At 68.8% G+C, this 19073-nt stretch carries 17 protein-coding genes; 13 read left to right on the top strand and 4 right to left on the bottom strand.

Annotation, left to right across the window (positions count from 1 at the left end; genetic code table 11):
* The 3 genes from FXN61_RS33705 to FXN61_RS33695 all read left to right on the top strand — a co-directional run.
* Nucleotides 1–1037 (top strand): aminotransferase-like domain-containing protein (locus FXN61_RS33705; RefSeq protein ID WP_167978003.1); only part of this gene is annotated, 1037 nt, incomplete at its 5' end.
* Nucleotides 1030–1509, top strand: coding sequence for a GNAT family N-acetyltransferase (locus FXN61_RS33700; RefSeq protein ID WP_246292332.1), 480 nt, complete (start codon nt 1030–1032; stop codon nt 1507–1509). The genes FXN61_RS33705 and FXN61_RS33700, both read left to right, overlap by 8 nt.
* Nucleotides 1510–1541: 32 nt before the next feature.
* A complete protein-coding gene (locus FXN61_RS33695; protein WP_167978002.1) occupies nt 1542–2594 on the top strand; it encodes a D-alanine--D-alanine ligase family protein in 1053 nt (350 codons plus the stop codon).
* Here FXN61_RS33695 and FXN61_RS33690 read toward each other — a convergent pair.
* Complete coding sequence (locus FXN61_RS33690) at nt 2591–3154, bottom strand: DUF3515 domain-containing protein (protein ID WP_312878180.1); 564 nt, start codon at nt 3152–3154, stop codon at nt 2591–2593. The two genes, FXN61_RS33695 and FXN61_RS33690, sit on opposite strands and share 4 nt — an antisense overlap.
* Before the next feature lie 19 nt (nt 3155–3173).
* Nucleotides 3174–3407, bottom strand: coding sequence for an Lrp/AsnC ligand binding domain-containing protein (locus tag FXN61_RS33685; RefSeq protein WP_089925682.1), 234 nt, complete (start codon nt 3405–3407; stop codon nt 3174–3176).
* 97 nt (nt 3408–3504) lie between these two features.
* On the opposite strand from FXN61_RS33685, the gene FXN61_RS33680 reads away from it, so the two are divergent.
* Genes FXN61_RS33680 through FXN61_RS33660 form a run of 5 tightly spaced genes read left to right on the top strand, consistent with a single transcriptional unit; the run spans nt 3505 to nt 7412 of the window.
* A complete protein-coding gene (locus FXN61_RS33680; RefSeq protein ID WP_167978001.1) occupies nt 3505–4473 on the top strand; it encodes a thiamine-phosphate kinase in 969 nt (322 codons plus the stop codon).
* 55 nt (nt 4474–4528) lie between these two features.
* Entirely contained in the window at nt 4529–4939 is a 411-nt protein-coding gene (locus FXN61_RS33675; RefSeq protein WP_188135782.1) for a GNAT family N-acetyltransferase, read from the top strand.
* A gap of 10 nt (nt 4940–4949) precedes the next feature.
* A complete protein-coding gene (locus FXN61_RS33670; RefSeq protein WP_167977999.1) occupies nt 4950–5471 on the top strand; it encodes a gamma carbonic anhydrase family protein in 522 nt (173 codons plus the stop codon).
* 20 nt (nt 5472–5491) lie between these two features.
* Nucleotides 5492–6166 (top strand): uracil-DNA glycosylase, encoded by a 675-nt coding sequence (locus FXN61_RS33665; protein ID WP_167977998.1) that lies wholly within the window; start codon nt 5492–5494, stop codon nt 6164–6166.
* A gap of 46 nt (nt 6167–6212) precedes the next feature.
* Complete coding sequence (locus FXN61_RS33660) at nt 6213–7412, top strand: MFS transporter (RefSeq protein ID WP_167977997.1); 1200 nt, start codon at nt 6213–6215, stop codon at nt 7410–7412.
* A 16-nt stretch (nt 7413–7428) separates the two neighbouring features.
* On the opposite strand, the gene rpmB is transcribed toward FXN61_RS33660, so the two are convergent.
* Complete coding sequence (gene rpmB, locus FXN61_RS33655) at nt 7429–7620, bottom strand: 50S ribosomal protein L28 (protein WP_030467945.1); 192 nt, start codon at nt 7618–7620, stop codon at nt 7429–7431.
* A 148-nt stretch (nt 7621–7768) separates the two neighbouring features.
* On the opposite strand from rpmB, the gene FXN61_RS33650 reads away from it, so the two are divergent.
* From FXN61_RS33650 to FXN61_RS33640, 3 genes are all read left to right on the top strand, one after another.
* On the top strand, nt 7769–9379 hold the full coding sequence (locus tag FXN61_RS33650) for a fatty acid kinase ATP-binding subunit FakA (protein WP_167977996.1): 1611 nt from the start codon (nt 7769–7771) through the stop codon (nt 9377–9379).
* Between the two features lie 14 nt (nt 9380–9393).
* Entirely contained in the window at nt 9394–11550 is a 2157-nt protein-coding gene (gene recG, locus FXN61_RS33645; protein ID WP_167977995.1) for an ATP-dependent DNA helicase RecG, read from the top strand.
* An 82-nt stretch (nt 11551–11632) separates the two neighbouring features.
* Nucleotides 11633–12757: an exo-alpha-sialidase gene (locus tag FXN61_RS33640; RefSeq protein ID WP_167977994.1), complete on the top strand. Its 1125-nt coding sequence runs from the start codon at nt 11633–11635 to the stop codon at nt 12755–12757.
* A 69-nt stretch (nt 12758–12826) separates the two neighbouring features.
* Here FXN61_RS33640 and FXN61_RS33635 read toward each other — a convergent pair whose 3' ends face one another.
* Nucleotides 12827–14008 carry a hypothetical protein gene (locus FXN61_RS33635; RefSeq protein WP_167977993.1) on the bottom strand — a complete coding sequence of 394 codons (1182 nt, stop codon included), beginning with the start codon at nt 14006–14008 and terminating at the stop codon, nt 12827–12829.
* Nucleotides 14009–14325: 317 nt separating this feature from the next.
* Here FXN61_RS33635 and FXN61_RS33630 point away from each other — a divergent pair, with 317 nt between their 5' ends.
* On the top strand, nt 14326–17703 hold the full coding sequence (locus tag FXN61_RS33630) for a pyruvate carboxylase (RefSeq protein WP_167977992.1): 3378 nt from the start codon (nt 14326–14328) through the stop codon (nt 17701–17703).
* Nucleotides 17704–17828: 125 nt separating this feature from the next.
* Entirely contained in the window at nt 17829–18902 is a 1074-nt protein-coding gene (locus FXN61_RS33625) for an MBL fold metallo-hydrolase (protein WP_167977991.1), read from the top strand.
* The last annotated feature ends 171 nt before the right edge of the window (nt 18903–19073 follow it).

Raw genomic sequence — 19073 nt, 5'->3', positions numbered from 1 at the left:
CGAGCGGCCTCGACCGCGCGGCCTGGCGCCGGGCGTGGCGTGCCGCGGCCGACGCACCCCCGTTGTCACGCCCCGAACGCGCTGGTCTGCCCGAGTACCGCGAGGCCATCGCCGAGCACCTGCTGCGCCACCGCGGTCTGGCCGTCAACGCCGATCCCGTGCTGGCCACCGGCGGCACGACGGCGGTGCTGACCGAGATCGCGGTCGCTGTTCTGAAGCGCGGCGACGCCGTGGCCGTCGAGGAACCCGGCTATCAACGGGCGGTGGGCGTCTTCCGCGCCGCCGGTCTGAAGGTCGTCCAGGCGGCCGTCGACGCCGAGGGCCTCCTCCCTGACGCTGTGCCGGCGGGCGTCCGCGCCGTCTACTGCTCGCCCGCCCACCAGTACCCGCTCGGCGGTCGCATGTCGGCAGGACGCAGGGTCGCGCTGGTCGAACGGGCGCGCAGGGACGGCTGGCTCGTCATCGAGGACGACTACGACGGCGAGCTGCGTTATGACGTGGCACCGCTGCCGTCACTGGCCGCGCTGGCCCCGGACGTCGTGGTCCACCTCGGCACCACGAGCAAGATCCTCACCCCGACGCTGGGCGCGGGCTGGATGGTCGCCCCCGAGCCCATCGCCACGGCGGTGCTGGAGCACCGCGACCTGACCGGCACCAGTCCAGCCGCCGCGGGGCAACGGGTCGTCGTCGAGCTGGCTCGCACCGGCGACCTCGGACGGCACCTGCGCAAGCTGCGTCGCGAGCTGTCCGAACGGCGTGCGCTCATCATCGACACGTTCGCCGACGCCGGTATCAAGGTGCTCGGTGACGACGCGGGCGCGCACGTCGTCGTGCTGCTGCAGAGCGCCGAACAGGAGCGCGAGCTCATGAGCCAGGCTCTCGAACGTGGCCTGCGGGTGGACGGTCTTGCCCGGCATTACGTGAACCGGGCCAAGCTCCACGGGCTCGTCATCGGCTACAGCGCGTGTTCGCGGGAACAGCTGGTGAGCGCGCTGCCGGTGCTGACCGAACTGCTCAGCGGAGCTGATCGTGATTGAGCCGGACCGCGCGTGGGTCGCGGATGACTTCGTGGTCCCGTGCGGGCTCACGACCGACTCGTTCCGCCTGGAACCTCTCGGTCCACAGCACAACGAGCGGGATCACTTCGCCTGGACGAGCAGCATCGACCACGTCCGGTCGACGCCGGGCTTCGAGACCTGGGGCTGGCCTCCGGCGGAGGGCATGTCCCCGGAGCGCAACCTGGCCGATCTGCGCAGGCACGCGGACGACTTCGCGCGCCGTGCCGGGTTCACCTACTCGGTGGTCGAAGTGCCTGGAGATGAGGTGATCGGCTGCGTGTACATCTACCCGGCGCGGGCCAACCACGCCGTGACGGAGGTCCGTTCCTGGGTGCGGGCCGACAGGGCTGACCTGGACAAGCCGCTGTATGAAGTGGTTTCCGCCTGGCTTGCGGCCGAGTGGCACTTTCCCGATGTCCGTTACGCCCCGCGACCTCCAACTGGTCAGTAGGCACAATCGCCCAAACGGGTAGGGTCGCCCGCATGACGCAGCGCAAGACGAGGGTGGCCGTCGTGTTCGGCGGCCGCAGCTCCGAGCACGAGGTCTCCTGCCAGTCCGCCAAGAGCGTCCTTCCCTACCTGGACGCGGACCGCTTCGAGGTGGTGCCGGTCGGCATCACACCGCAGGGGCAGTGGGCACTCGGCACGGACCCGAACGCGCTGGAAGCCGGTGCCGGCAACCTCCCCACGCTGCGTGGCAGGGCCGACATCACGCCGATCGAGCCGGGACAGGCGCTCAAGGACGTCGACGTCGTCTTCCCGTTGCTGCACGGCGCGTGGGGCGAGGACGGCACCATCCAGGGCCTGCTCGAACTGGGCGGCGTCCCGTACGTCGGGCCGGGCGTGTTCGCCAGCGCCGCCGCCATGGACAAGGTCTTCGCCAAGAAGATCCTTCAGGCGGAGGGCCTGCCGGTCGGCAAGTTCGTCGCGCTGGACCGCTCCGCCACCACGCTCACCCTCGACGAGCGCGAGCACCTCGGGCTGCCGGTGTTCGTGAAGCCGTCGCGCGCAGGGTCGTCCGTCGGCATCTCCAAGGTCGGTGACTGGGCCGACCTGGACGCCGCGATCTTCGAGGCCCGCCAGCACGACCCCAAGGTCATCATCGAGGCCGCCGTCCCGAACGTCCGCGAGATCGAGTGCGCGGTGCTGGAGTTCCCCGACGGCCGCGTCGAGGCCTCGCTGCCCGCCGAGCTGCGGCCGGTCGGCGAGGGCGTCGAGTGGTACGACTTCAACGCCAAGTACGTCGACGACTCCTACGAGGCCGACATCCCGGCGAAGCTCGACGACGACATCACCGCCCAGCTGCGCGAGATGGCCGTCACCGCGTTCAAGGCGCTCGACTGCCAGGGTCTGTCCAGGGTGGACTTCTTCCTCACCGAGCAGGACGAGCTCATCATCAACGAGCTCAACACCATGCCCGGTTTCACGCCGATCTCCATGTACCCCAAGGCGTGGGAGGCGACCGGCGTGGATTTCGGCACGTTGCTGACCACGCTGATCGAGACGGCGATCGCGCGCGGCTCAGGCCTTCGTTAGGGCGAGGTCTTGACCGGCTGCTTCGGCAGCAGGTCGCGCACCGTCGTCGAGATGTCCTGCAACGGTCCGGTGCCCGCGTCGTCGGGCACCGTCAGCGCCACGTACACCCCGCGGTCCACGATCACCCACGTCGAGCTGCCGGAACCGGGCAGCTGCAGCCACTGCACGTCGGAGATCACCCGCAGCTGCGAGGTCACTGAGAGTTCGGAAGGCCGCGGCAACCCGCACCGCAGAACCACCGGATCGTGTTTGGCGTCACCCCACGCCACCGCGGCGGGCGGTGCGGGTGAGGCGATCTCCCTGCGCGGCAGCATGTCCTTACCGGACGGCAGCCCCACCGGCAGCTTTTCGACCAGGGAGGTGCATTCCGGTGAGCCCGCCGACGGCGCGTCGATCGAGACCAGAGCGAGGGGACCCGTGCGACCGGGCACGTCCTCCGTCTGGTTTCCGGTGCCCAGCACCAGACCGAGCGCGGCGACACCGATGGCGAGCAGCACGGCGAGCCCGACCGCCGCGAGCAGCGGCCGGGACAGCGCCGACGTGGATTCCTGCTGAGTCACCCAGCTATGACAACACGGGCTAGAGATGTACCACCGGGCAGGTCAGTGTCCGGGTGATTCCCTCGACGTTCTGGATGCGCGCGACCACGAGCTGGCCGAGCTGGTCGACGGTGTCCGCTTCTGCGCGGACGATGACGTCGTAAGGACCGGTGACGTCTTCGGCGGTGGCGACCCCGGCGATCCCGGAGATCTCGGAGGCGACTGCAGCGGCCTTGCCGACCTCGGTCTGGATGAGGATGTATGCATGCACCACGGCGTGCCCCTTCGTCGCGACAGGTTGGGTCGAGGTAGGAACGTGTCACGCAACGTACCCCAGTTGGGGTTCCGAATGCTCAGATTGGGAGGCAACTTTGCGTCCGGAGCCGCCGCGCGACGCGGAGACGGTCGCCGATGTGGGTGAGTTCAATCTCATCCACCGGGTGACCGTCGGTCGGGCGCAGCCGGAGACGACCATCCTGGGTCCCGGTGACGACGCGGCCGTCGTCGCGGTTCCCGATGGACGGGTCGTCGCCTCGATGGACGTGCTGGTCGAGGGTGTCCACTTCAGACTCGACTGGTCCAGCCCCGAGCAGGTGGGCCGGAAAGCGGCGGCGGTGAACCTCGCCGACGTCGTCGCGATGGGAGCGTTGCCGTCCGCCTTGCTCGTCGGGATCGCGTGCCCGCCAGACACCCCGGCGGCCACGGTCCAGGGGATCATGTCGGGACTGTGGCAGGAGGCGGCGACGGCCGGCGCCGGAATCGTCGGCGGCGACATGGTCAGCTCCGCCACGCTGGTGATCTCGATCACGGCGATGGGCGACATGAACGGACTGGAGCCGATCACGCGGTCCGGCGCGCTCGTCGGTGACGTCGTGGCGGTGACAGGACGACTCGGCTGGGCCGCCGCGGGACTGGCCGTGCTCGGCCGCGGTTTCCGTTCCCCGGTGGGGATAGTGAACGCCCAGCGCACGCCGGAGCCGCCGTACGAGGAGGGGCCGAAGGCCGCGGAGGCCGGCGCCACGTCGATGATCGACGTCTCCGACGGACTGCTGCAGGACCTCGGCCACATCGCCGACTCGAGCGGTGTCGCGATCGACATCCGCACAGAACTGCTGCCGCTGCACCAGCGCCTGCTCGACGTGGCGTCGGCGCTCGGCGGTGACGCCCGGCACTGGGCGCTGACCGGAGGCGAGGATCACGCTCTCGCCGCGACGTTCCCCGGACCCAAGGCGGTTCCCGGCGGCTGGACGACCATCGGCACGGTCCGCGCCGGCGAGGGCGTGACGGTCGACGGCAGGGTCTACGAAAAACCTCCCGGCTGGGAGCACTGGCGCGCGTAAACTGGTCGATGTGGAACTATGCACGCGAACGTATGACCATCCAGATTCGGTCAAGATGATCGCTGACCTGCAGCAGGTCTACGTCGATCGCTACGGCGACGTCGATGTCACGCCGGTCGACCCGGCGCAGTTCGCCGCACCGCTCGGCTACTTCGTGATCGGCTACCTCGACGGCGTTCCCGTCGCGTGCGGCGGCTGGCGGATCAACGAGGAACTCTCGGGCGCGGCCGAGATCAAGCGGATGTACGTGGTCGACGCCGTGCGCGGGAAGGGCTTCTCCCGCCTTGTGCTCGCGCACCTGGAGGAGACCGCGCGCGAGGCCGGTCTCCATCGGATGGTGCTGGAAACCGGTCTTCGCCAGCCGGAGGCGATCGGCCTGTACACCACCAGCGGCTACGAGCGCATCGAGAACTTCGGCGTCTACCGCGACCACCCGGAGAGTCGTTGCTTCGGCAAGCCGTTGTAGGTTCGGGCGCATGGCCATCTATGCGTTGGGGGACTACACGCCGCAGATCCACCCGGACGCGTACGTGCACCCGGATGCGACGGTGATCGGCGACGTTCGCATCGGCGCGCATTCGTCGGTGTGGCCGCAAGCCGTGCTGCGCGGCGACTACGGCCGGATCGTCGTCGACGAGCGCACGTCGATCCAGGACGGCACGGTGATCCACTGCACCGAGGTCCACCCGGTGCACATCGGTTCGTCGTGCGTCGTCGGCCACAACGTGCACATCGAGGGCGCGACGGTCGCGGACGACTGCCTGATCGCCTCGGGTTCGGTGGTGCTCAACGGTTCCATCGTGGAAAAGGGCGCGATCGTCGGCGCCGGCGCGGTGGTGTCGTTCGGCGGCCACGTCCGGGAACGCACGATGGTGCTCGGGGTACCTGCCCGTGAACGTGCTGGACATGTTGTGCCAGAACAGGCTTGGGCGTTCATCGTCGAGAAGTACGTTCAGAACATCGCCTTGTACCGGGAGAAGCTCCGTCGTCTGGATTGAGTGAGATAGGGTTCACAGCCGTGGCTCGTCCCCTCAACGAAGTTGTCGAAGCCGGTTGGGCTGAAGCTCTCGCCCCCGTTGCTGACCAGATCGCCGCCATGGGTGAGTTCCTGCGCGCGGAGGTCGCCGCCGGCCGCACCTACCTGCCTGCGGGCGAGAACGTGCTGCGTGCGTTCAAGCAGCCGTTCCACCAGGTGAAGGTGCTGATCGTCGGGCAGGACCCGTACCCGACGCCCGGCCACGCGGTCGGCCTGTCGTTCTCGGTGGCCCCCGACGTGCGACCGATCCCGAAGTCGCTGGTCAACATCTACAAGGAGTACGCGGAGGACCTCGGTCACCCGTTGCCGTCCAACGGCGACCTGACCCCGTGGTCCGAGCGCGGTGTGCTGCTGCTCAACAGGGCGCTGACCGTGCAGCCCGGCAAGGCGAACTCCCACCAGGGCAAGGGCTGGGAGAAGGTGACGGAGCAGGCGATCAAGGCTTTGGCCGCACGTGACGCACCCCTGGTCTCCATCCTGTGGGGCCGCAACGCGCGCAACCTGCGTCCGTTGCTGGAACCGTTGCCCGCCATCGAATCCGCGCACCCGTCGCCGCTGTCCGCGCATTCCGGGTTCTTCGGCTCGAAGCCGTTCAGCCGGGCCAACGAGCTGCTGGAGAAGCAGGGCGCGGAGCCGATCGACTGGAAGCTTCCGTAGTAATCGAATGTCCCCCGCACGTCTCGCGGCACTAGCGTCGCGAGACATGCGGGGGAATCGCGATCTGTCGTTGCTTGCCGCGGGCGCTGGCGTCTCGCAGTTCGGCAACTCACTGTCGTTGCTGGTCCTGGTCTTCTGGGCGACGCCGATCAGCCCGTTGCTGGTCGCTGCGATCCTGGTCGCCGAACTGCTGCCGCTCGTGCTCGGCGCGCCGTTGGCCGGTGCGCTCATCGACCGGCTGCCGAACCGCAGGCTGCTGATCATCGCGCTGCTCGGCCAGGGCGTCGCGATCGCGGCCATCGCGCCCCTGATGGGCACCCCGGCCCTCGTGGTGGCGCTGGTCTTCGTCTCCGGCTGCGGCCTTGCGGTCGCGGTGCCCGCCACCTCGGCACTCGTGCCGCACATCGCGGGCGAGGAGGAGTCGACCCGCGGTTACGCAATGGTCGGCACCGCGCGCAGCGTCGGCAACATCGCGGGCGTCACGGGTGGCGCATTGCTTGCGGGCTTCTTCGGCCACCCAGCCGCGTTGCTGATCGACGGGATGACCTTCCTGGTCTACGCGTTGCTGCTGCTGTTCGTGCGGGCCGAACGCAGGCCTTCCGGCGAGCACGCGGCACGCCCGAGCGCGTTGGCCGGGATCAGGCACGTCCGGCGGGATCCCGTGCTGTTCGCGTCGATCATCGGGCTGGCGTTCTTCGTCGGCGCCGTCGTGGTGATCAACGTCGCCGACCCGGCGTTCGTCCGGTTCGTGCTGCACGGCGACGAGCTCCTGCTCGGCGCGATGCAGGCGTGCTGGACGGTCGGCATCCTCGTCGGCACCCGGCTCGTGGCGCGGCTGAAAACCGTTCCCGAGGTGGCTTACGCGCTGGCGATCACGGGCATCACCACGGGCATCGCGGTGCTGATCCCTGCGACGTTCCCGGTCGTCGTGGCCGCCGGGATCGGGTGGCTGATCGGCGGCATCTCCAACGGTGTCGACAACGTGACCATGAACGCGATCGTCCGGCTGCGTACGCCTGAGGAGATGCGCGGGCGGGCGTTCGCGGCGGTCGGGTCGATGGTGACCGGTGCGAACCTGTTCGGAACAGCGGCCGCGGGCGGGTTGCTGCTGGTCATGGGGCCACGGGCGGTGTTCGCGCTCGGCGGCACCGGGGCGGTGCTCAGCGGCGTCGCCTGTCTGGTGTTCGTGCACCGCGCCCTGAAACGCGAAAGGAGCCCGGCCGAAGCCGGACTCCTTTCGAACTAACGAACTGTGGCGGTGATCAGCCGCGCACGACCTTGCCGGCCTTCAGGCAGGACGTGCACACGTTGATCCGCTGGCGCTGCGAGGCCGAGACCTTCGCGCGCACAGACTGGATGTTCGGGTTCCAGCGGCGGTTCGTCTTCCGCTGGGAGTGCGAAACCGAATGGCCGAAGCCCGGCCCCTTGCCACAGACGTCGCACACGGCAGCCACGTCAGCCACTCCTTCAGGTTCCTCAAGCGGTAAGTCTCGCGTCCCGGTGGGCGCGCAAGCGTGCACAAGCCTCAACCGGGCACGGCAACCCAATCAGGGTAGCCGGTGGCCTCACCAGCGACCAAACCGGGTGGATACTCTCCCCGCCATGCAGGTCATGGATGCGGTCGCGGTGCGCAGGTGGGCGGACGCCTGCGTGCGGTCGCTGGACGCCAATCGGGAGTCGATCGACCAGATCAACGTCTTTCCCGTGCCGGACGGTGACACAGGGACCAACCTGCTGCACACGATGCAGTCGGCGCTCGACGCGCTGCTGCGCTCGCCCATGACAACGGTGGGCGACGCGCTGTCCGCGCTGGCCCGTGGCGCGCTGGCCGGGGCCCGCGGCAACTCCGGTGTGATCCTTTCCCAGGTGCTCAGGGGCCTGGCGGAGTCCGTGCAGGAGGTCTCCGTCGTCACGGGCTCCGCGCTGCGCAAGGCCCTGCAACGGTCCGACGAGCTCGCCACGGCCGCGGTGTCCAAGCCGGTCGCCGGGACGGTCCTGACAGTGCTGCACGCTGCTGCGGAAGCCGCTCGCGACTGCCCTTCGGACGACCTCGACGAGATCGTGATGGCGGCCTCACGCGCGGGTGCCGTCGCATTGGCAGACACGCCGCGTCAGCTCGCTGTGCTGGCCAAGGCGGGCGTGGTCGACGCCGGCGGGCGCGGCCTCGTTGTGTTGTTGGACACACTGGCTGCGGTGATCACCGGCCAGACCGTGGAAACGCCGATGGACGCGCCGTTGCTGCCGCGCACGCCCGAGTCGCTGACGACCGAGCGTGAGAGCGGTTCGTCGGAGTTCGAGTACGAGGTCATGTACCTGCTCGACGGCACGGCGGAGGAGGCGGTCGCGGAGCTGCGTGGCTCCTTGAACATGCTGGGTGACTGCGTGTCGGTCGTGGGCGACGGTGCTGATCTTTGGACCGTGCACGTTCACTGCAACGACATAGGCGCGGCCATCGAGGCAGGCGTGCGCGCCGGGCGTCCACACCGCATCACGGTGGCGCGGTTCGCCGACCAGATCGCCGCGCAGGCGTCCCGCTTCGTGCGCGACCGGGCGATCGTGGTGGTGGTGAGCGGGGCCGTGGACCTGTTCCGCGCAGAAGGTGCCGCGGTGTTCGACCTCGCTTCTTCTTTGGCGACACCCACGGACCTGTTGTCGGTCATCGTGTCGACGCGCGCGCGTCACGTCGCTGTGTTGCCCGGCGATCCGGACATCCGCGAGGCGTTGGACGAAGCCGTGGCGTACGCGCAGGCCGCAGGGCAGGACGTGGTGGTGGTGCCGACGTTCTCGCCCGTGCAGGCACTGGCGGCGTTGGCCGTGCACGACTCGACTCGCCGTGCCGGTGATGACGTTGTCGCCATGGCCGAGGCTGCCGCCGCCACGCGCCGTGGTGAGCTCTCGATCGCTGCCGACGAGGCCCTCACGTGGGTCGGCCGCTGCCAGCCCGGCGACCTGCTGGGCATGCTGGACGGCGAGGTCGTGCTGATCGAGCCGGGTCCCGCCTCGCCGGAGTCGTTGATGGACCTGTCCTGCCGCCTGATCGACCGCATGCTGGCAGGCGGCGGTGAGCTGGTGACGGTGATCCTGGGCGCGGACAGCCCGGACGGCCTGGCCGACGTGTTGGAGGACCACCTGCGGGTCACCCATCCGGAGGTGGAGGTGACGGCGTATCCGGGCGGTCAGCCGGACGCTGTCATTTTTGTCGGTGTCGAGTAGTTCAATGGGACGCGATGATCTCCTTCGACGACAAGCTGCAGCCGCTGCTCGGCAAGAAGACCGCCGACGCACTGGAGACCGGCCTCGGCCTCACGACCGTCGGTGACCTGCTGCGCCACTACCCGCGCCGTTACGACGAGCGCGGGAAGCTGACCGACATCAGGTCGCTCGAAATCGACGAGCACGTGACGGTGCAGGCCGAGGTGCGCAAGTGCGTGAAGCGCCAGATGAAGGCGCGCCGCGGCCAGATGACCGAGGCGGTGATCACGGACGGCACGTCCGAACTGCACCTGGTGTTCTTCGGCAAGGTGGCGTTCGTGGCGGAACAGGAGCTCCTGCCGGGCACGCGGGCCCTGTTCGCGGGCAAGGTCGGCCGCTACCGCCAGAACCTGCAGCTGGTGCACCCGGCGTTCGAGATCCTCACCCCGGAGTCGGACGGATCGTCGTTCCTGCAGGCGTTCCTGCCCGTCTACCCGGCCTCGCAGCACATCAACACGTGGAACATCGCGAACTGCGTCAAGCAGCTGCTGGAGATCTGGGACGGCGTGCCGGAGGATCCGCTGCCCGCCGACTTCCGTGCCGAGCACGGCCTGATCGGGCTGGAGGATGCGCTGCGGGCGATCCACCGGCCGGAGAGCTGGGCGCAGATCTCCGTGGCGCAGCAGCGGTTGAAGTGGGACGAGGCCCTGGCCGTGCAGCTCACGCTCGCCCAGCGCCGTAAGGCCTCCAGGGCTCGTCCGGCGCCGTCGTGCGCACGCCGGTCCCGCGGGATCCTGGACGCGTTCGACGCGCGGCTGCCGTTCACGCTGACCAAGGGGCAGGTGGAGGTCGGCGAGCAGATCGCATCGGACCTCGAGTCCGTCGTGCCGATGAACCGCCTTCTGCAAGGGGAGGTGGGTAGTGGGAAAACGATGGTTGCGTTGCGAGCAATGTTGCAGGCCGTCGACGCTGGCCGTCAGTCGGCCATGTTGGCGCCCACGGAAGTCCTTGCGGCACAACACGCCCGCTCGCTGCAGGAAATGCTCGGCGACCTCGCTCAAGCAGGCCAGCTCGGCGGCGCGGAGGACGCGACGCGCGTGACGTTGCTGACGGGCTCGATGAACACGGCCCAGCGCCGCCAGGCGTTGCTCGACATCGTGACCGGCGAGGCGGGCATCGTCGTCGGCACGCACGCGATCATCCAGGACAAAGTGGAGTTCCACTCGCTCGGATTGGTCGTGGTGGACGAACAGCACCGCTTCGGCGTGGAGCAACGCGCTGCGCTGAGCGCGCGGGGGGAGAAGGAAAACCCGCACGTGCTGGTGATGACCGCGACCCCGATCCCGCGCACCGTCGCCATGACCGTCTACGGCGACCTCGAGGTGTCGGCGTTGCGGGAGTTGCCGGGTGGCCGCTCGCCCATCAAGACCTCCGTCGTGCCCGCGCGCGAGAAGCCCGCGTGGCTGGATCGCGCGTTCGCCCGCGTGCGCGAGGAAGTGGCCGCCGGCCACCAGGCGTACTTCGTGTGTCCGCGCATCGGTGACGAGGAGCCCGCGAAGTCCGACGACGAGGACAAGCGCCCGGCCCTGTCCGTGATCGACGTGGCGACCATGCTGGCGCAGGGTCCGTTGCGCGGCCTGCGCGTCGAGATTCTGCACGGCCGCATGCCTCCCGACGAGAAGGACGCCGTGATGCGTGCCTTCTCCGCCAACGAGGTGCAGGTGCTCGTCGCCACCACCGTCATCGAGGTCGGCGTCAACGTCCCGAACGCCACCGTCATGGCCATCATGGACGCGGATCGCTTCGGCGTCTCGCAGCTCCACCAGCTGCGCGGCCGCGTGGGCCGTGGCAGCGCGCCAGGACTGTGCCTGCTGGTCACCGAGATGCCGGAGATGACCGCCACGATGGAACGGCTGCGCGCCGTGGAGTCCACTCTGGACGGATTCGAGCTCGCCCAGCTCGACCTGGAGCTGCGCAGGGAGGGCGACATCCTCGGCGCCGCGCAGTCGGGCCGCCGCTCGGCGCTGAAGATGTTGTCGTTGCTGCGCGACGAGGACATCATCGCGGACGCGCGCGTGGCTGCTCAGCGGTTCGTCGATGCGGATCCGGACCTGGAGAAGCATCCGGGGCTGGCGGGAATGGTGGCCACGCTGTTGACGGAGGAACGGGCCGACTTCCTGGAGAAGGCCTAGCTTCGAGCCACGCCACCAGTCACCTGAAGGTGTGCGCGTGGCACGTGCCGGAAACGTACGGCCGCCGCGTACGTTCCGATTCGTGCGTCGCCTGATCATCACCGCGCTCGTCGCCGTCGTCACGCTGCTCCCGAGCCCGGCCCTCGCGAACCCCAAGGTGCTGACCGGCGAGGAATCCCGTTACCCGCACGCGATCCGGCTCGAGCACGGCCCCCAGCGGGGTTCGATCCTGGTGGTGCTGGACCGGTTCCAGGACGTGGACGTGCTGCGCGCCAACCGGTCCGGCAAGAAGTTCCGGAAGATCGGCAGGTTCACCGACGCGGAGGCCGCCAACGCGCTCTGCTGCGGGCACCTCTACGAACTGCCGCGCCAGGTCGGTGACATGCCCGCCGGCACGGTGCTGTGGGCGGGATCGGTCGGGCTCAAGTCGGAGACCCTGAAGGCGCGGATCTGGCGCAGCTTCGACGCCGGCGAGACGTGGGCGTACCTGTCCGAGTGCGCGCGGGCGAAGGACAGGGGCGGGCTCTGGGAGCCGGACCTGTCGGTGGACGCCCAGGGCAGGCTGAACTGCTACTTCGCCGACGAGACGGACAGCGCGCACAGCCAGTACATCGGGCGGACCGTGTCCACTGATGGGGTCAACTGGTCGGCCAAGGAGAAGATCGTCGCGGTGCGGCCGCGGGGGTACCGGCCGGGAATGCCGCAGGTCAAGCGGTTGCCGACCGGCGAGTACCACATGATGTACGAGATCTGCGGGCAGCCGAACCAGTACTTCTGCGAGGCGTTCCACCGCACGTCGGCGGACGGCGTGAACTGGGGCGACCCCACGTGGTTCGGCGAGCGGCCGACGACGAAGGACGGCAAGTACTTCGCGCACACGCCGTCGATCACCCTCGCGCCCAACGGCACGCCACGGGGCCGCGTGATCCTCATGGGACAGATGCTGATGAACGCGGCCGGCAAGGTCGACCCCGGCAACGGCAGGACGGTGTTCGTCTCGGAGAACGGCGGCAGGGACGGCTGGTACGAGGTCCCCGCGCCGGTCCCGGTGCCCGGTGCGCGTGACAACAACTGCCCGAACTACCACCCGACCGGCGTCGCGTCGCTCGACGGGACGTCGCTCATCGGGTTCGCCAGCGACTACGTGGCCGAGGGCGTCTGCCACACGAGCTGGGCGACGAGCAGTCTGCCGCCGTTCCCCGGCTGAGCTCAGTCGTTCTGGCGCGGCTTCGGCAGCTGCTCGGTCTTCTGCTCACCCGGCTCGTCAGCAGCTTCGTCAGCGGCTTCGTCGGCGTCGGCGGATCCGTCCTCCAACGGCTTGAGCACCGACATCGCCGCCTCCACCGCGGCCTGCGCGGCGTGGAACTGCGTGGCGAGGTTGTCGTGCGCCGAACGCAGCGAGGCCTCCTTCTCGGACGCCGCGGCCGCGCGCTGGTCGCTCGGCCACCGCGGCGGCTGACTTCTCCTCGGCCTCACGCACGAGGGCCGCGGTCTTGGCTTCGGCGTCGCTGACGAGCGTGGCGGCCTTCCGCACGGCTTCCGCGACGGTGGCCTCGGCCTTGTCCGCGGACTCGCGCAGGGTCGTCGACGCCTTTTCCTCTGCCTCGCTGACCAGGGCGACCGCCTTCGCGGACGCCTCGGAGGTGATCTTCTCGGCCTTGGCGAGCGACTCGGCCTCGAGGTCGGAGATGACCTTCTCGGCCTCTGCCTGCTTGGCCTTGAGCGCGTCGTTGAGCTTCTGCAGCGCCTCGACCCGCTTGGCCTCGGACTCGGCGGCGATCCGCTCGGCCTCGGCCCGCGCGTCCGCCAGCACCTTCTTGTGCTCTGCGGTCAGCGTCGCCTTGAGGCCGTCGTACTCCTTGTCCAGCCCGTCGTGGTACGCCTTGTACTTCTGGTCGAGCTCGACGCGACGGGCGTCCAGGTCGGCCGACTTCTTCTCGAACTCGGCGGCGACGCGCTCTGCGTCCGCGCGCACCTCGGCGACCAGGGCTTCGTGCTCCGCGGTCAGCTTCGTGCGCAACCTGTCGTGCTCGGCCTCCAGCTCGGCCTTCCTGGCGGCGAACTTCTGGTCCAGCTCGGCGGAGCGCTGCTGGTAGCCGACCTCGAGCTGCTTGCGGCGCGCCTCGGTCTCCGCGAGCAGGCGGTTGTGCTGCTCTCGCTGTTCGGCTGCCCACTTCTCGGCCTCGCCGCGAGTGGCGGCGGCCTTGTCGAGGGCGTCCTTGCGGATGTCCGCGATCTCTTCCTCGGCCAGGCTCATCATCACGCGGACACGCTCGGTGACGTTCGAGGCGCTCACGGGGCTGTTGGCGAGGTTCTGGAGCTGCATCTTGGTCTTGTCGAGATCGGCGCGCATGGAGTTCAAGAGCTTGGTGAGCTCGCCCACCTGCGCAGCGGCCGCGTCACGGGAGCGGTTCGAGTTCTTGAGGTCGAACTCCAAACGGGTGACTCGTTCGTTCACCTGTCGCTGGTTGTAACCACGAAGGACAACGTCGAAATGCGGTGTGCGGGCAGTAGGCTGCCCGGCTCCATCAGCCCCGGCCATATGGCTCACCCTACCGAGATAGTCGCGAAGATCGTCACTCGATCTGGTTAAACCCACTACCGGCCGGAGTCTGACCGGGTGGTGGGTATCAACCTAGCTCCCAAAGCGGGAGAATCTACGCGAGCAAGACCGATCACGATGACACCCATCACGTGAGACAGTCCTCCCAACAGGCAAGAGTCGCACGGTAACGTGCCCGAACTGACCGCCGAGCAACACCGGGAGGGCTACGGATGTTCCGCAAGGTTCTTGTCGCCAACCGCGGCGAGATCGCGATTCGCGCGTTTCGAGCCGCCTACGAACTGGGCGCTGGAACGGTCGCCGTCTTCCCTCACGAGGACCGCAACTCGCTGCACCGGTTGAAGGCGGACGAGTCCTACGAGATCGGCGAGCCCGGGCACCCCGTCCGTGCTTACCTCTCCGTCGACGAGATCATCAAGGCCGCCCGCAAGGCGGGCGCCGACGCGATCTACCCCGGTTACGGCTTCCTGTCCGAAAACCCGGAACTCGCGATGGCTTGCCGGGAGGCAGGTCTCACGTTCATCGGCCCCGTCGCCGAGGTGCTGGAGCTGACGGGCAACAAGGCGCGCGCCATCGCCGCCGCCCGCGAGGCTGGGCTGCCGGTGCTGGAGTCGAGCGCACCGTCGTCGAACATCGACGAACTGCTCGAAGCGTCGAAGTCGATGCGTTTCCCCGTGTTCGTCAAGGCCGTCGCCGGTGGTGGCGGCCGAGGCATGCGCAAGGTCGACGACGCGGCCGCGCTGCGCGAGGCGCTCGAAGCGGCGTCGCGCGAGGCGGAGTCGGCGTTCGGCGACCCGACCGTGTTCCTCGAGCAGGCCGTGGTCGAGCCGCGTCACATCGAGGTGCAGATCCTCGCCGACGGCGCGGGCAACGTGATCCACCTCTTCGAGCGCGACTGCTCGGTGCAGCGGCGCCACCAGAAGGTCATCGAGATCGCGCCCGCCCCGAACCTCGCCCCCGAGCTGCGCGACCGCATCTGCGCCGACGCGGTGAAGTTCGCCAGGCACATCGGTTACCGCAACGCCGGTACCGTCGAGTTCCTGCTCGACCCGCAGGGCCACTACGTCTTCATCGAGATGAACCCGCGCATCCAGGTCGAGCACACGGTCACCGAAGAGGTGACCGACGTCGACCTCGTCCAGTCGCAGATGCGCATCGCGTCCGGCGAGACGCTCGACGACCTGGGCCTGTCGCAGGACACCGTCCAGCTGCGCGGTGCGGCGCTGCAGTGCCGCATCACCACGGAAGACCCAGCCAACGGCTTCCGCCCGGACACCGGCATGATCAGCGCCTACCGCTCGCCCGGCGGTTCCGGCATCCGCCTCGACGGCGGCACGGCCGGCGCCGGCATGGCCATCGGTGCCCACTTCGACTCGATGCTCGTGAAGCTCACGTGCCGCGGCCGCAACTTCGCCCTCGCCGTCGCCCGTGCGCGCCGGGCGATCGCGGAGTTCCGCATCCGCGGTGTCTCCACGAACATCCCGTTCCTGCAGGCCGTGCTGGACGACCCAGACTTCTACGAGGGCCGCGTCACCACGTCGTTCATCGAGAAGCGCCCGCACCTGCTGACGGCGCGCCACTCGGCCGACCGCGGCACGCGCCTGCTGACCTATCTCGCGGACGTCACGGTCAACCACCCGAACGGCACGCGTCCGAGCGCGGTGGACCCGCGCGAGAAGCTGCCGATCGTCGACCTCAACGCAGAACCGCCGGCCGGTTCGAAGCAGAGGCTCACCGAGCTCGGCCCCGAGGGCTTCGCGCGATGGATGCGGGAGAGCAAGGCGGTCGGTGTCACGGACACGACGTTCCGCGACGCGCACCAGTCGCTGCTCGCGACCCGAGTACGCACCAAGGACCTGCTCGCCGTCGCGCCGCACGTCGCGCGCATGACGCCGGAGCTGCTGTCGCTGGAGTGCTGGGGCGGCGCGACCTACGACGTGGCGCTGCGGTTCCTCGCGGAGGACCCGTGGGAGCGGCTCGCGTCACTGCGCGAGGCCGTGCCGAACATCAACCTGCAGATGCTGCTGCGCGGCCGCAACACGGTCGGCTACACGCCGTACCCCGAGGCGGTCACCAAGGCGTTCGTGCAGGAGGCGACGGACACCGGCATCGACATCTTCCGGATCTTCGACGCGCTGAACGACGTCGAGCAGATGCGTCCGGCGATCGAGGCCGTGCGCGAGACCGGAACGGCGATCGCCGAGGTCGCGCTCTGCTACACGAGCGACCTGTCCAACCCGGACGAGCGTCTGTACACACTGGACTACTACCTCAAGCTCGCCGAGCAGATCGTCGGCGCCGGTGCCCACGTGCTGGCCGTGAAGGACATGGCGGGGCTCTTGAGGGCGCCGGCCGCGGCTCGCCTGATCTCCGCGCTGCGCAAGGAGTTCGACCTCCCGGTCCACCTCCACACCCACGACACCGCGGGTGGTCAGCTGGCGACCTACCTGGCCGCCATCCAGGCCGGTGTGGACGCGATCGACGGTGCTGCCGCGTCGATGGCCGGCACGACGTCGCAACCGCCGCTGTCGTCGATCGTGGCGCTGACCGACCACACCGAGCACGCCACGGGCCTCGACCTGCAGAACGTGTGCGACCTGGAGCCGTACTGGGAGGCCGTGCGCAAGATCTACGCGCCGTTCGAGTCCGGCATCCCCGGCCCGACCGGCCGCGTGTACCACCACGAGATCCCCGGTGGTCAGCTCTCGAACCTGCGCACGCAGGCCGTCGCTCTCGGTCTCGGCGAGAAGTTCGAGGAGATCGAGTCCATGTACGCGGCCGCCGACCGCATGCTCGGCCACCTGGTGAAGGTGACGCCGTCGTCCAAGGTCGTCGGCGACCTCGCGCTGCACCTCGTGGGTGCCGGCGTCGCGCCGAAGGACTTCGAGGCGGACCCCGGCAAGTACGACATCCCGGCGTCGGTGATCGGCTTCCTGCACGGCGAGCTGGGCGACCCGCCCGGCGGCTGGCCGGAGCCCTTCCGCAGCAAGGCACTCGAAGGACGTTCGGCTCCGAAGCCGATCGAGGAGCTCTCGGCCGAGGACGAGGCCGGGCTCGTCGACTCTCGTCGTGCGACCTTGAACCGGCTGCTGTTCCCGGCGCCCACCAAGGAGTTCCGCGCCCACCGCGACGCCTACGGCGACACGTCGGTGTTGCGCTCCAAGGACTTCTTCTACGGCCTGCGTCCTGGCGAGGAGTACTCGGTCGACCTGGAGCCGGGCGTCCGTCTGCTGATCGGCCTGGAGGCGATCTCCGAGGCCGACGCACGCGGCATCCGCACGGTCATGGCGACCCTGAACGGCCAGCTGCGCCCGATCCAGGTCCGCGACCGTTCCGTGGCCGCCGACATCCCGGCCGCGGAGAAGGCCGACCGCACGAACCCGAACCACGTGGCGGCCCCGTTCGCGGGCGTGGTGACGGCGGCGGTGGCTGAAGGCGATTCGGTGGACGCCGGCCAGACCGTCGCGACGATCGAGGCCATGAAGATGGAGGCTGCGATCACCGCTCCCAAGGCCGGCCGAGTGCAACGCCTGGCGTTGCGCGGCGCCCAGCAGGTCGAGGGCGGCGACCTCCTGATCGTCCTGGAGTGACCCTGAAGTGACGTGAAGAGGCCCGGCCTTTCGAGGCCGGGCCTCTTCGTTGTGCGATCTGTGCGGAACTCCACGACCATTCCCTGCGTTGCACCGGGCACGGGAGCCAGGGAGAGGGTTCGATCATGAAGAAGGCGTTGGCCGGGTTGCTTGGACTGGCGGGCGTGGCGTGGGCGCTGCGAGACGTGCCTCGGCAGCTGGGCGGCAAGCCGGATCCGGCGCTGATGGCGCGTTCGCCGCGCTACCGCGACGGGAAGTTCCACAACGACAAGGAAGTCAGCACGGTTCCGGACCGCGACTCCTTCTCATTGCGCGACTTCATCTTCGGCGGTGACGACCGCAAGCCGTCCGTCCCGGTGCCGCTGGTCGGCCCTGCTGCGCCGGTGTCTTCCGGTTTGCACGTCACCTGGTACGGGCACGCCTCGGCTTTGATCGAGATCGATGGTGCCGCGGTGCTGGTGGATCCCGTGTGGAGTGACCGGGTCTCGCCATCGGCACACCTCGGGCCTCGTCGCCTGCATCCGGTTCCGCACCAGTTGTCGGATTTGCCTGCCTTGAGTGCTGTGGTGATCTCGCACGACCACTACGACCACCTGGACATGGCAACTGTGCAGGCTTTGGTTGCGGGGTCGTCCGCGGTGTTCGTGGTGCCGTTGGGGCTCGGGGCGCACCTTGCTCGGTGGGACGTGCCCTCTGACCGGGTCGTCGAGTTGGACTGGGACGAGTCGTTCTCCGTGGACGGGTTCACGCTCACTTGTACTGCGGCGCAACACTTTTCTGGACGGTCGGTGCAGCGCAACGTCACGTTGTGGGCTTCTTGGGTGATCGCTCGTGGGTCGCGTTCTGTGTTCTACAGCGGGGACACCGGGTACTTCCCTGGGTATTCGTCGATCGGTGCTGCGCACGGGCCGTTTGACGTGGTGTTGATGCAGGTTGGTGCTTATGGGGATGCTTGGCCTGACATCCACATGACGCCTGAGGAAGGGGTTCAGGCGTTTGAGGATCTTGGTGGTGGGTTGCTGATTCCCGTGCACTGGGCGACTTTCAACCTTGCTTTGCATCCTTGGACCGAGCCTGTGGATCGGGTTTGGCGGGAGGCCAAGGGACGGGGGTTGCGGTTGGCTGTGCCTCGGCCTGGGGAGCGGGTTGATGTTGACGCTCCTGGGGAGGTTGACGGGTGGTGGCAGGGGCTCGCCTGAGGCTTCGGGGTTCGGCTGGCGCGTCGGTTGCGTGGGCCGTCTCCCTGTTGCGTTGGCGGCTTGCCTGTTTGTTGTCCGTAGGTGGTCGCGTTGCGTTGTCACCTGGCGGTTGCGAGAGTTTTCTGGGGCGCTGCCCCAGACCCCGCCAATCTGATCAAAGACCTGTCCAGC

It is taken from the genome of Lentzea indica, assembly GCF_012184385.1.
Taxonomy (GTDB): domain Bacteria; phylum Actinomycetota; class Actinomycetes; order Mycobacteriales; family Pseudonocardiaceae; genus Lentzea; species Lentzea indica.
This window is presented reverse-complemented; position numbering and strand designations above follow the sequence as displayed.